At 49.3% G+C, this 13,586-nt stretch carries 9 protein-coding genes; all 9 read right to left on the bottom strand.

Annotated features, from left to right (window positions below; translation table 11 throughout):
* Positions 1-27: 27 nt before the first annotated feature.
* The 9 genes from AC3ISQ_RS21750 to atpA all read right to left on the bottom strand — a co-directional run bounded on the left by AC3ISQ_RS21750 (position 28) and on the right by atpA (position 13,585).
* Positions 28-3,429 carry an ATP-binding protein gene (locus tag AC3ISQ_RS21750; protein WP_489349881.1) on the bottom strand — a complete coding sequence of 1,134 codons (3,402 nt, stop codon included), beginning with the start codon at positions 3,427-3,429 and terminating at the stop codon, positions 28-30.
* A complete protein-coding gene (locus AC3ISQ_RS21745) occupies positions 3,407-4,033 on the bottom strand; it encodes a DUF4194 domain-containing protein (RefSeq protein ID WP_489349879.1) in 627 nt (208 codons plus the stop codon). The genes AC3ISQ_RS21750 and AC3ISQ_RS21745 overlap by 23 nt, the downstream gene beginning before the upstream one ends.
* A 3-nt stretch (positions 4,034-4,036) precedes the next feature.
* On the bottom strand, positions 4,037-5,509 hold the full coding sequence (locus AC3ISQ_RS21740) for a DUF3375 domain-containing protein (RefSeq protein ID WP_489349877.1): 1,473 nt from the start codon (positions 5,507-5,509) through the stop codon (positions 4,037-4,039).
* Between the two features lie 119 nt (positions 5,510-5,628).
* Positions 5,629-7,458, bottom strand: a complete 1,830-nt coding sequence (glmS, locus tag AC3ISQ_RS21735) for a glutamine--fructose-6-phosphate transaminase (isomerizing) (protein ID WP_489349875.1) — start codon at positions 7,456-7,458, stop codon at positions 5,629-5,631.
* 156 nt (positions 7,459-7,614) lie between these two features.
* Positions 7,615-8,988, bottom strand: coding sequence for a bifunctional UDP-N-acetylglucosamine diphosphorylase/glucosamine-1-phosphate N-acetyltransferase GlmU (gene glmU, locus AC3ISQ_RS21730; RefSeq protein WP_489349873.1), 1,374 nt, complete (start codon positions 8,986-8,988; stop codon positions 7,615-7,617).
* Between the two features lie 277 nt (positions 8,989-9,265).
* A complete protein-coding gene (locus tag AC3ISQ_RS21725) occupies positions 9,266-9,685 on the bottom strand; it encodes a F0F1 ATP synthase subunit epsilon (RefSeq protein WP_489349871.1) in 420 nt (139 codons plus the stop codon).
* A gap of 20 nt (positions 9,686-9,705) precedes the next feature.
* Positions 9,706-11,088: a F0F1 ATP synthase subunit beta gene (gene atpD / locus AC3ISQ_RS21720; protein WP_489349869.1), complete on the bottom strand. Its 1,383-nt coding sequence runs from the start codon at positions 11,086-11,088 to the stop codon at positions 9,706-9,708.
* A 32-nt stretch (positions 11,089-11,120) separates the two neighbouring features.
* The gene (gene atpG / locus AC3ISQ_RS21715) at positions 11,121-11,984 is read right to left on the bottom strand and encodes a F0F1 ATP synthase subunit gamma (RefSeq protein ID WP_489349867.1); all 864 of its coding nucleotides are present in this window, start codon (positions 11,982-11,984) and stop codon (positions 11,121-11,123) included.
* A 59-nt stretch (positions 11,985-12,043) separates the two neighbouring features.
* On the bottom strand, positions 12,044-13,585 hold the full coding sequence (atpA, locus tag AC3ISQ_RS21710; RefSeq protein ID WP_489349865.1) for a F0F1 ATP synthase subunit alpha: 1,542 nt from the start codon (positions 13,583-13,585) through the stop codon (positions 12,044-12,046).
* Position 13,586: the final 1 nt, after the last annotated feature.

Genomic DNA, 13,586 nt, shown 5'->3' with positions numbered 1-13,586 from the left:
GTGAGAGCAGCCAACAAAGATGCAGCTTCAAGTATGACGGGTATAACTGATTTCCTTCACCATCGAACCGTACTGCTGCAATGCTTGGTGCTGTTGTATGCGTTCGCGATACTCTTCGATAGTCATATTGAGCACCATGGAGCGATTATTTTTCTGATCGACAAAATGTACATGGCTAACATAATGCTCAATAACGTCCAGCTTTTGCAGCGGTGTCACCAGTAAAATCTGCAAACCCAATTTCTTGAATAGCTCAAGTCCAAAGCGGGTACTGTCTTTGGAGCCACGCGCAAATGCTTCGTCAATCACCACTAAATTAAAACGGCGACGACGGGTGTTGCCATGCTCTTCATTATCCACCAGCCGATATTGCAACAGGATCGCAGCAGCGAGTATCGAATAAGCCAACTTCTCTTTTTGCCCACCAGATTTACCACCAGAATCGGAATAACACTCTTTTTCGCTGTTATCTTCCCGGTAACGTTCGATGACGTTAAACAGATGCCAATAACGTACATCCACCACTTTCTGCGTCCATTTAGGTTCATTACGCATCTGTTCGATCAGGGATTTTACCTGTTCAAATTTTTGCTCTGAATAAAGGCTGTCATCGGTGCTGTATTCGACGCATTGTTTCAGGCGTTGTTTGAACTCACGAATATCAACATCGGGAGAAGCCACACTATCGACTTCAATATAGGTACCCGGCTGATAATCCAATCCACGCAATGAGTTATTAATCAGTTGGGTACGCGCATTGATTTCTTCTTCTTGTTTATCCAGTTGGCTGCGGAATAACGCCATAGCGCGAATGGTGTCGCGGTTAAGCATCTCTTTAAAACGTGCTTCATGCCGTGGCAGATCTTCTTGTTGTAACTGGCTGAGCATCGCCTGATATTCCGGCAACGCCTGTGGGCTTTGATCCAATTCGACCACATCATTAGGGAAGGTATGGGCAAAATCACTCATCGCCTTAATCATCTGACTTTCTTTACGGCTGCGTTTTTCTTCCAGATGTTGGATCTTCTCATTCAGTTTACCGCGCAACAGGCTAGCCTGATTAGGCAACATCTCAATACGCAAATTATCGTAGGCACCATACTGGCGGAATACACTTTCCAGCGCCGGATAATAACTTTCCTGCTCTTGCGATGAGAGACTTTGCGCTAGCGTTTGTTGCTGTTGCAATGCCAAACCAAGCATTTCGATGTCACCGTCTAATTTACCGGATTCACTTAACGCTTGATCGCGTTGCTGCTGAGTTTGATTAAGTGCTTGTTTGGTTTCTTGTAATGTCCGTTGTAATGTCTGAAGCTGATCAGAAGCCTGTTCCAACTGGGTGTATTGCTGTTGCAATGATTCAATTTGTTGACTGAGTTGCGGCCAGTTAATCTGTTCGAAACTGAGATCAAAATCGGCCAGATTCAAAGCATTACGCCGCAAAGTATCCAATGTTTCTCGTTGCTGTTGCTGTTGATCCAATTGCTTTTGCACTGCACTGGCTTGTTGCTGCAACTGACTGAACTGTGCGGCCAATAACTGGATTTTCTCTTTATTACTCCAACCCAGTACATAGCGGCTTTTATCCTGCATGGAATGACGATCGTCTTTTTCATGCCGTGCTGGGCCGGACTTAACCTGCCCGTTGGGAGTAATCGCTTTCTCACTGCGGCGAAATTCATTCAGCGTTTCACAGCACTGGTAGTTAAAGCGCTGTTTTAATTCTTTATCTAACCAAGGATAGAAATTACTGTCCGGTTTGATCTCCACTTTCCCCGGCAGAAAATCAGCCTCGACCTGAGTCGCCAGATAATCACGGCTCTCTTTAACTCGGTAATAAACTAAACGCGCACCTAAGTGGGTATTTTCAATAAAATCACAAACTTCAGTATAACGTTGATCTGGAACGAGTAAGCTGAGGGAAAAATTGTGCAACACGCGCTCAATCGCCCCCTGCCAACGTTGCTCACCGGTTTTAACTTGCAGCAACTCCCCGACAAACGGTAATTCACTCTCTTTAACACCGAGTGTTTCACACAACTTTTCACGAATATCCAACTGCTTCAACGGAATATTCGATTGACGTTTTTTGAGTGCTTGAAGTTCATCGGCCAGTTTCTGTTGGTCTGTTTGCTGTTGCCGCAACGTCAGTTTCAATTCGTCACGCTGCTGTTCTTGCTGATCCAACTGTTGCGCTAAATCCTCTGAGTGTTCTTTCGCTTGAGCCAAATTAGCAACAAAGGCATCAACCTCCAGACGATCATCCAACCCCAATGGCAACACCAGATTTTGGTAACGACCAAAATGCTGGCGCCGAGTATCACGCTCTTGTCCCAGACGGCTAATCTCTGACTGCAACTGCTGCAAACGACCACCGCCATTATGGAGAATGTCATCATTGAGCTGAGCAATCTGCTGTTGCTGTTCACCAAACAGGTTAGAAAGCTCTGTCAGTTTGATACGCAGTTTTTCTTGGGCCTGTTGTTGCTTATTGAGTCTGGCTTGATACAGCGGCACCGCCAGGCTGGCTATGTAGGGATCCGTCACATCCCGACAGCGGTTATAACTATCTTTCTCTCGTGCTGCCTCGAGTGCTTCTTCACCAAAACGGCTAACCGGCTCCAGTAACATCACTTTCTTGCGTGCGGCGACCACTGCATCATGTAAACGTTTCAGATCGTCATAATTACGCTCTAATTCGACAATCTGGCTCTCAATGTCTGGTTGAGTCAGCATATTTTGCCGGACAAAATCGGTGACTGAACCCACCGATTTCATAGAAATAGTCTGGTTAAACAACTCCAGTGCTCGTCCGTCACTCCCCAGCCCCAATCTTTTACTGAACGCTTGTTGATATAGACCGAAGCTATCAAACAACTCCAATCCGGCGTGTTTACGTAGGTTTTTTCTTAATTCATTAATTTTGCTACCAAAACTTGAGAAGTCACGCGCAATGGACAGCGTAGCGTCCGCCACCACAAATAACCGCCGGACTTTTTTCTCCCCCGGTTTCAGCCAAAATACCTGCGCCAGCGTGACGGATTGACTGATCGCCGCCGAGTAAAAATCTGCCAACAATACGCTGTAATGGTTACCGTTACGTAAACCGATAGCACGCGCTTTACCGTAATCATCCTGTTGCGAGGTGTAATAACCCTGAAAATAGGATTCCAATGAGCGTTCTTTTTCTTCAGCACCAGCGGCTTTATTAAATGCCAATTTACGGGTAGGAACTAATAAGGTCGTGAGTCCGTCAATCAACGTGGACTTACCACTACCAATATTGCCAGTGAGTAAGCTGTTATCGCCATCAAGTTCCAAATGCCAGACTTTTTGATCAAAGGTTCCCCAATTCAGCACTTCCAACCGGGTCAGGCGAAAGCCACCCAGCGCCGTAGTGGTGGACTCAACGTTTTGATTCGTCATCATTGACCTCCATGTCTTGGTTTTTCTGGTTGAGTAACTGAGTAAACTCGGTAATTTGCTCAGCACTGACCATGGCTTTGATAATACGTTGTACTTCAAACTCGTCTTGATGGTTTGGCAATACCGAGATAAACCCCATTTCCGCCACTTTTTTAATCAATGCATCGAATTCACGCTGTTGTTTCACTTCATTACTGACCTCAACCTCATGAAGTTGTAACCAGTTATGCATTTCTTGGCGGCTGACGATAAGACGCGGAGAACTCTCCTCACTGTCATGCTCAGCCAGACGTTTACGCAGCGCGACCAATAACGATGTTTGTGAAAACGTCAGGCTACGGCGGGCAATCAAGCGGGGTAATTCAACTTCATCTTCCGTCGGTAATTGTTGCACTAAAAATGCATAACCTTCCGCATCATCCAACGTCAGTGTCAAACCTAAAGGCTGGAAATAATCGCGTACTGCTTGTTGATCTCGCAGCAGTATTTCCCATAAATCGCGATGGCGGGTGCGATACAGTGGCCCTTTTAGTAAACGAATTAATATCGCCGAAAACTCTCGCTGGGTTTGTTCACTGAAGATGCTGGTCGAGGTGATATCAGACATAAATCAAACACTCCTGATAAACGTCACTGACGGGATACGTAATAGACGTGTCAAACCGGGCTCCGGTTGCCAATGAATAGTTTGTTGCTGGCTATCGTCAATATGCGCAGGTAATACCTGTTCACAGGCCAGTTTGATATAAGTGAGCACTTCATCTAAGCCAAACTGGATGGGATAATGTTCAATAACCTGCGCTAGGGTAACTTGCCCTTGATAATCAAGCAGGCACTGGCTGATTTGCCGTTGCAATTGCTGTTCATTGATGTGACTCACGGCCAGTAACTGGGTCAGATCGACCTCGGGGGTACTTTCACCACTCTCTAACTGAGAATCAAGCTGCTCACTGCCCTGGGTTTGATAAAGCTGGCGGCTGAATAATGGATTGATATCAGCCTGAATCCCCGCCACTGTGGCAAATTCGGTCTGCTTTTCTATTTCATGTAATTCACTGTAACGATGGGCACCCACTTCAAATTCACGGATGATTTCCAGAATACGCCGGTTATCCTGTGATTGTTCCTGAATATAACGGCGTAACTGATCGGTTATCTGCTGGCGAGTGGCATTCACTTTAGAACCGGCATCCAGTAAATAACCATAAAGATGGGTCAATAATTGATCCTGCCGAATAAATGCTTGCCCCTGCTCATGTTCAAGCAGTGCTTGCAGGTTATATCTCATGCCATCACGTAATTGGGGTGTCATTAATAATTCAAAAAATGCACCAAAGGATAGCCCTTCATCGGAATTATCAATAACATCCTGATGGCTGAATACCTGATCCAGAACTTCACCTTTATGCCCACCACTTAAGCTAATGGTTTTTCGCGTATCTTTATCCAGTGTGCGGAAATTAGCCTCTACCTGACGGAAGTCCCCTAATAATTGACGTGACATATCTGCCAGTAGGAATAAGCGCTCCCGAACCTGAGTGGCGGAAAATCCACTGTCTTGCCCTAGTTCTACGGCTATGATGGCTTGCTCTATTTCCGCTTTGCGTGTTTTCAGCGTCATTAATTTAGCAGTACGATCCTCACTGGTTCCTTGAACTAATTCGTTAATTAATTCAAGTAACAGCTTCAATCGTGACTCTGTGCCAACAAATTGCCGGCTTTGCATATCCTCAAGCCAGCGCAGCGCTTTTTCTATTTCGGGTAGCAGATCACACTCAGGTTCATCGGTATGTTGTGGTAGATATTTACGTAAATAGCCGCCTTTAGCATTAATCCAATCATCCAGATAAGCACGAGCATCTTTGGGATATTTATTCTCACCGTAGCTATCGGTAATATCGAATAGATGTTGCTCTAACAAGCCGATCAGTTCTTGATAAGGCACACTACGACGATTGGGCACCACAAAAACCTGATGGAAAAAACTGGCGATCAATGAAAAATTCTGTGAACGTAGCAACCGTAGAGCCAGACTTTGTTCTTTAAATTGTTCAAGAAAATCAAAACTAAGAGCTGATTTCATGCAACATATTCTCGGTTAAAAGGGATAACCACAATTAGACCGATGATAAATTAGGTAGGCTTAAGAGAGAAGGATTTTGTCGCAAAAGTAGCCCGTTGTATTAACGGGCTACTATCGTTTTATTCCACAGTAACCGATTTCGCCAAGTTACGCGGTTGGTCAACGTCGGTACCTTTGATCAGCGCTACGTGGTAAGACAGCAACTGCAATGGCACGGTGTAGAAGATCGGAGCCACAATATCTTCCACATGCGGCAGTGGGATAATAGTCATCCCTTCGCTGCTGACAAAACCTGCATCCTGATCGGCAAACACATATAGCTGGCCGCCACGTGCGCGAACTTCTTCGATGTTGGATTTCAGTTTTTCCAACAACTCGTTGTTTGGCGCGACCACAATGACCGGCATATCGGCATCAATCAACGCCAATGGTCCGTGTTTCAGTTCACCAGCGGCATAGGCTTCGGCGTGGATATAAGAGATCTCTTTCAGCTTCAGCGCCCCTTCCATCGCGATCGGGTACTGATCGCCACGGCCAAGGAATAGTGCGTGATGCTTGTCGGAGAAACCTTCTGCCAACGCTTCAATACTTTTGTCCAGTGACAGCATTTGCTCAATACGCGCTGGCAGCGCCTGCAAACCGTGAACAATATCGTGCTCTACGCTTTCATCCATGCCGTTCAGGCGGCCAAGACGCGCCACCAGCATCAACAGCACGGTAAGTTGAGTGGTGAAGGCTTTGGTGGAGGCAACGCCAATCTCAGTACCCGCTTTGGTCATCAGCGCCAAGTCAGATTCACGCACCAGCGAAGAGCCCTCCACGTTACATACCGCCAGCGAGCCGAGATAGCCCAACTCTTTCGCCAAACGCAGCGCAGCCAAGGTATCGGCGGTTTCGCCGGATTGCGACAGGGTGATGATCAAACTGCCCGGACGCACAGCAGATTTGCGATAACGGAATTCAGAAGCGATCTCCACATCACAAGGAATACCAGCCAGTGCCTCGAACCAATAACGCGCCACCATGCCGGAGTGGTAAGAAGTTCCACAAGCAATGATTTGTACGTGCTTCACTTTCGCCAGCAGCTCATCGGCACGCGGCCCCAGTTCACTGAGATTGATCTGACCCTGACTGAAACGCCCTTCCAGCGTGTTTTTCAACGCCAATGGCTGTTCGTAGATCTCTTTTTGCATGTAATGACGGTACGCACCTTTATCACCCGCGTCGTATTGCACCTGAGATTCAATCTCTGGGCGTTCAACCTCATTACCTTGTTTATCCAGAATTTTTACTTCGCGACGGGTCATTTCGACCAAATCGCCCTCTTCCAAGAAGATAAAGCGACGAGTTACTGGCAACAGTGCCAATTGGTCAGAGGCGAGGAAGTTTTCGCCGACACCACGACCAATCACCAACGGACTGCCAGAACGCGCGGCCACCAGCAAGCTTGGATCGCGGCTATCCATCACTACCGCACCGTATGCGCCGCGCAGTTGTGGGATCACGCGTTGTACCACTTCCAACAACGTACCGCCCTGTTGTTGCTCCCAATGCACCAAGTGAGCAATCACTTCAGTATCGGTTTCTGAGGCAAAGCGATAACCACGTTCGATCAGCAGTTCACGCAGGGGCTCGTGGTTTTCGATGATTCCGTTATGCACCACAGTAATATGGCTAGAAACATGCGGGTGAGCGTTTGCTTCTGTCGGTTCACCGTGCGTTGCCCAACGAGTGTGAGCGATGCCGGTACCACCGTGCAAAGGTTGTTGCTCTACCGCTTCCGCCAGTTTGGCAACTTTACCCACGCGGCGTAAACGATTGACGTTACCCGCGGTTTCGATCACTGCCAAACCGGCAGAGTCATAACCACGGTACTCAAGGCGGCGTAAGCCTTCTAACAAGATTTCTGCGATATCACGTTGCGCTACTGCGCCTACAATTCCACACATCAGTTGTATTCCTAATTAAACGTCTTTCGGACGCTTTCGCTGCCTGACCTGATTTTGCCGGTTTTTACCGTGCATTCCCCGAGCCTTGTAGAGAGTTGGGGATTTATTATGTTTTGTATTGGGCTCGTTACTGGAGCCCAACGCAAAACACACTATTTATGACTTCTTCTTAACCGGACGCTGCCAGCCTTGAATATGTACCTGTTTGACGCGGCTCAGCACCAGTTCGTCTTCAGCAATATCACGGGTGACGGTCGTGCCAGCAGCGATGGTTGCGCCTTTGGCGACATTAACCGGTGCGATCAGTTGCGTGTCGGAACCGACAAACACGTCATCGCCAATCACCGTTTTATACTTGTTGGCGCCATCATAGTTACAGGTGATGGTTCCCGCGCCAATATTCACATTTGCACCAATTTCCGCATCGCCCAAGTAGCTGAGGTGGCCCGCTTTGGAACCTTTACCCAGACGCGCTTTTTTGATTTCGACGAAGTTGCCAACGTGCGCGCCTTCCGCCAAATCTGCCCCTGGACGTAAACGAGCAAATGGACCCACGGTACAGGCACTCGCCAACACCGCATCTTCCAATACGCTATACGGACTGATTTCGCAGTCATCGCCAATTTCGCAGTTTTTGATCACGCAACCCGCGCCAATCTTCACGCGATGACCGAGTTTGACTTGACCTTCGATGATCACATTGGCGTCAATTGAGATATCACGCCCATGTTGCAACTCACCGCGCAGATCAAAACGCGCAGGATCAAGCAGCATCACACCGGCCAACAACAGTTTCTCTGCCTGTTCTGCCTGATAAACACGCTCCAGAGTCGACAGTTGTAGGCGATTATTCACGCCTTCGACTTCACTCAGACGGTTTGGATGCACTGCTTCAATCTTCTTACCATCTGCATGAGCCAACGCAATAATATCGGTGATGTAGAACTCACCTTGCGCGTTGTTATTGTTCAGCATGCCCAGCCAGCGTTTCAAATCACGGCCGTTGGCCACCAGAATACCGGTGTTGATCTCATTGATTTGGCGCTGCGCATCGCTGGCATCTTTATGCTCAACAATCCCCACCACGTCACCATTTTCCCGCACGATACGGCCATAGCCCGTTGGATCGTCCAGTTTAACCGTCAACAAACCAATGCCGCCCTGTGGCTTAGCCGCCAGCAAGCGCTGTAGGGTATCGACAGAGATCAACGGTACGTCACCGTACAACATCAATACGTCTTCACCATCGGCAAAATGTGGTGCCGCCTGCTGCATTGCATGACCAGTACCCAATTGTTCGGCCTGCAACACCCAGTTCAACGTATTGTTTGCCAAAGTGCTTTTCAGTAACTCACCACCGTGACCGTAGACCAAGTGGACATTCTGAGCACCTAATTTCATGGCGGCATCAATCACATGCTGCACCATCGGCTTACCCGCCAGCGGGTGCAATACCTTGGGAAGATCGGAATACATGCGTGTTCCCTTGCCCGCGGCCAAGATCACCACACTCATTGTGCTGTTCGACATAAGCAACCTGATAACTCCATTTTGATGGACAAAAGTAAAACCGTTTAGTGACTAAATTACTACATATTTCTCTACGCAAATCCGGCGGAAGCCGCATGGCTCTAAGTGTTCAATGATTCGGATCAATCTTATCCCGCACCACTTAATCTGTCGGCATTCGGCGACGCTTTTCGCCGTTATGAATGCTAATACACCACAATGCCAGCCGGGTTGAAACGCTTATTTTAAAGCAAAAAAAAAGCGACCACATGGGTCGCTTTCTGATTTCGGATAACTGTTACATTGCTTTTCTGGTGAGCTCGATAACGCGCAGTTTGGCGATCGCTCTCGCCAGTTCCGCCGATGCTTGAGCATAGTCGACATCGCCATGAGTGTTACGGATATGCTCTTCAGCTTTGCGCTTAGCTTCCAGCGCTCTTGCTTCGTCGAGATCCGTTCCACGGATGGCAGTGTCCGCCAGCAAGGTGACCACGCTCGGCTGCACTTCTAAAAAACCGCCGGACAGGTAGATGAACTCTTCTTCACCATGCTGTTTAACAATACGCACCATGCCAGGCTTGATGGCAGTCAGCAATGGCGCATGCCCAGGGAAAATCCCTAGCTCACCTTCGCTACCTGTCACCTGGATCTTTTGCACCAGGCCGGAAAACATTTTCTTTTCCGCGCTGACAACATCCAGATGGTAAGTCATAGCCATATCACCCTCCTCTCAAGGCGTTACAGTTTCTTGGCTTTTTCCACTGCTTCTTCAATGGTGCCAACCATGTAGAACGCCTGCTCTGGCAAGTGGTCGTAGTCGCCGTCCATAATGCCTTTGAAACCACGGATGGTATCTTTCAGCGATACGAATTTGCCCGGAGAACCGGTGAACACTTCTGCCACGAAGAACGGTTGGGACAGGAAACGTTGAATTTTACGCGCACGGGATACGACCAATTTGTCTTCTTCAGACAATTCGTCCATACCCAAGATGGCGATGATATCTTTCAGTTCCTGGTAACGTTGCAGAATAGACTGCACGCCACGCGCTACGTCGTAGTGCTCTTGGCCAACGACCAGTGGATCCAGCTGACGGCTGGTGGAGTCCAGCGGATCAACGGCCGGGTAGATACCCAGAGAAGCGATGTTACGGCTCAGTACCACGGTTGCATCCAAGTGCGCAAAGGTGGTGGCTGGTGACGGGTCAGTCAAGTCATCCGCAGGGACGTAAACGGCCTGTACGGAAGTGATAGAACCGGTCTTGGTAGAGGTGATACGTTCTTGCAGAACACCCATCTCTTCCGCCAGCGTTGGCTGATAACCTACCGCCGATGGCATACGGCCCAGAAGTGCAGACACTTCGGTACCAGCCAAGGTATAACGATAAATGTTGTCAACGAACAGCAGTACGTCACGACCTTCGTCACGGAATTTTTCAGCCATGGTCAGACCGGTCAACGCTACGCGCAGACGGTTACCTGGTGGCTCGTTCATCTGGCCATAAACCAGAGAAACTTTGTCCAATACGTTGGAGTCGGTCATTTCGTGGTAGAAGTCGTTACCCTCACGAGTACGCTCACCCACACCGGCAAATACTGAATAACCTGAGTGCTCGATCGCGATGTTACGGATCAGCTCCATCATGTTTACAGTTTTACCTACACCCGCACCACCGAACAGACCGACTTTACCGCCCTTAGCGAACGGACAGATCAAGTCCATAACCTTGATACCGGTTTCCAGCAGTTCTTGGGAGCTGGACAGCTCTTCGTAGCTTGGCGCTGGACGGTGAATAGCCCAACGCTCTTCTTCGCCGATGTCGCCTTTCATGTCGATGGGTTGACCCAATACGTTCATGATACGACCCAGAGTCGCTTTACCTACCGGTACTTCAATTGGGTGTTCCAGGTCGGTCACTTTCAGGCCACGACGCAGACCGTCGGAGGTACCCATAGCGATACAGCGAACTACGCCGCCGCCCAATTGTTGCTGAACTTCCAACACCAGTTTTTCGGTGCCGTTCTCTACCTCAAGGGCAGCGTACACGTTTGGTACGGCATCCTGAGGGAACTCGACGTCAACCACGGCGCCGATTACCTGGATAATCTTTCCAGTAGCCATCTTGAATCCTCTACGTAATTCGTAAACCTAGCTTAAACCGCGGAGGCTCCCGAAACGATCTCGGTGAGTTCCTGAGTGATGCTGGCCTGACGCGCCTTGTTGTATACCAACTGCAGCTCTTTGATCAGGCTACCGCCGTTATCGGTTGCGGCTTTCATCGCGACCATTCGTGCGGCCTGCTCGCTGGCCAGGTTTTCCACGACGCCCTGATAAACTTGCGATTCCACATAACGGCGCAGCAAGGTATCGAGCAGCGCTTTTGGATCGGGTTCATACAGGTAATCCCAAGGTGTTTTCTTCAGATCACCGTCATCGGCAGGCGGTAACGGCAACAACTGAATGACCTGCGGCTCTTGGGACATCGTATTGATAAATTTGTTGCTGACAATGTACAGCTTGTCCAAACGACCTTCGTCGTAAGCTTGCAACATTACTTTCACTGGACCAATCAGATCGGACAAGGAAGGGTTATCCCCCATGCCGGTCACTTGGGCAACCACGTTGCCACCCACGGAACCAAAGAAAGAGGCTGCTTTTGAACCAATCAGTGATAGATCGGTTTCAACGCCTTTTTCGGACCAGCCTTTCATCTCTGCCAGCAGCTTTTTGAACATGTTGGTGTTCAAGCCGCCACAAAGACCACGGTCAGTCGATACCACCAGATACCCAACGCGCTTAACATCACGTTCGTCTAGGTACGGGTGTTTATATTCCAGATTACCTAACGCCAAGTGACCAATCACTTTGCGCATAGTCTCTGCATAAGGACGGCTGGCCGCCATGCGTTCCTGCGATTTACGCATTTTGGAGGCGGCGACCATTTCCATCGCTTTAGTGATCTTCTGCGTGTTTTGCACGCTGGCGATCTTACTACGTATCTCTTTTGCGCCGGCCATCTCTGCTTCTCCTCAGTGCCAGACGGCCTGTTGTCTTTCAACAACAGGCCCGCTGTGCATTACCAGGACTGGGTTGCCTTGAAGGTATCGAGGATGCCTTTCAGCTTGCCTTCGATCTCATCATTGTAGTTGCCAGTTTGGTTAATTTGGTTCAGCAGTTCGGCATGTTCGCGGTCAGCGTAGGCGGTCAGAGCGGCTTCGAAGCTGACCACTTTGGCCACTTCAACGTCGTTCAGGTAGCCACGCTCTGCGGCAAACAGCACCAGAGACTGTTGCGCTACAGACATCGGCGCATACTGTTTCTGTTTCAGCAACTCGGTCACTTTCTGACCGTGGCTTAGCTGTTTACGGGTCGCATCATCCAGATCAGAAGCGAACTGCGAGAATGCCGCCAGCTCACGATACTGTGCCAGAGCGGTACGGATACCACCGGACAGTTTCTTCATGATCTTGGTCTGTGCTGCACCACCCACACGGGATACGGAGATCCCTGGGTTAACCGCAGGACGAATACCGGAGTTGAACAGGTTGGATTCCAGGAAGATCTGACCATCGGTAATCGAGATTACGTTGGTCGGAACGAACGCAGAAACGTCACCCGCCTGGGTTTCAATGATTGGCAGAGCGGTCAATGAACCGGTTTTGCCTTTCACTTCGCCTTTGGTAAAGGCTTCAACGTATTCGGCGTTAACACGCGCTGCACGCTCGAGCAAACGGGAGTGCAGATAGAATACGTCCCCTGGGTAAGCTTCACGACCTGGTGGACGACGTAGCAACAGAGAAATCTGACGGTAAGCCACAGCCTGTTTAGACAGGTCATCGTATACGATCAGTGCATCTTCGCCACGGTCACGGAAATATTCGCCCATTGCGCAACCAGCATAAGGTGCCAAGTATTGCAGTGCAGCGGATTCAGAAGCGGTAGCCACAACCACAATGGTGTTAGCCAGTGCACCGTGCTCTTCCAGTTTGCGTACCACGTTAGAGATGGTAGAGGCTTTCTGACCAATAGCAACGTACACACATTTGATACCGGAATCGCGTTGGTTGATGATTGCATCGATCGCCAGCGCGGTTTTACCCGTTTGGCGGTCACCGATCACCAGCTCACGCTGACCACGGCCGATTGGAATCATCGCATCGACAGATTTGTAGCCGGTTTGCACTGGCTGATCAACCGATTGACGCTCGATTACGCCTGGAGCGATAGCTTCAACAGCAGAGAATCCGTCGTTATCAACTGGGCCTTTACCATCAATAGGTGCACCCAAGGTGTTGACTACGCGGCCCAACAGGCCACGACCGACTGGAACTTCCAGAATACGGCCAGTACATTTTACCTTCATGCCTTCGGCCAGATCCGCGTACGGCCCCATTACCACGGCACCTACGGAGTCGCGCTCCAGGTTCAATGCGATTGCGTAACGGTTGCCTGGCAGTGCGATCATTTCGCCCTGCATAACTTCGGCCAGACCGTGTACGCGGATGATCCCGTCGCTGACGGAAACAATAGTACCTTCATTGTGAGCTTCGCTCACTACATTGAACTGAGCAATGCGTTGCTTGATCAGTTCGCTGATTTCGGTGGAATTCAGTTGCATG

Source organism: Serratia sp. KH_031 (assembly GCF_057839655.1).
Note: the sequence above shows the minus strand (reverse complement) of the source record. Positions and strands in the feature narration are given on the sequence as shown.

Coding starts and splice junctions, on each gene's coding strand:
- atpD (WP_489349869.1), bottom strand. CDS start 11,088: ATGGCTACTGGAAAGATTATCCAGGTAATCGGCGCCGTGGTTGACGTC.
- glmS (WP_489349875.1), bottom strand. CDS start 7,458: ATGTGTGGAATTGTAGGCGCAGTAGCGCAACGTGATATCGCAGAAATC.
- atpA (WP_489349865.1), bottom strand. CDS start 13,585: ATGCAACTGAATTCCACCGAAATCAGCGAACTGATCAAGCAACGCATT.
- AC3ISQ_RS21725 (WP_489349871.1), bottom strand. CDS start 9,685: ATGGCTATGACTTACCATCTGGATGTTGTCAGCGCGGAAAAGAAAATG.
- glmU (WP_489349873.1), bottom strand. CDS start 8,988: ATGTCGAACAGCACAATGAGTGTGGTGATCTTGGCCGCGGGCAAGGGA.
- AC3ISQ_RS21750 (WP_489349881.1), bottom strand. CDS start 3,429: ATGATGACGAATCAAAACGTTGAGTCCACCACTACGGCGCTGGGTGGC.
- AC3ISQ_RS21740 (WP_489349877.1), bottom strand. CDS start 5,509: ATGAAATCAGCTCTTAGTTTTGATTTTCTTGAACAATTTAAAGAACAA.
- atpG (WP_489349867.1), bottom strand. CDS start 11,984: ATGGCCGGCGCAAAAGAGATACGTAGTAAGATCGCCAGCGTGCAAAAC.
- AC3ISQ_RS21745 (WP_489349879.1), bottom strand. CDS start 4,033: ATGTCTGATATCACCTCGACCAGCATCTTCAGTGAACAAACCCAGCGA.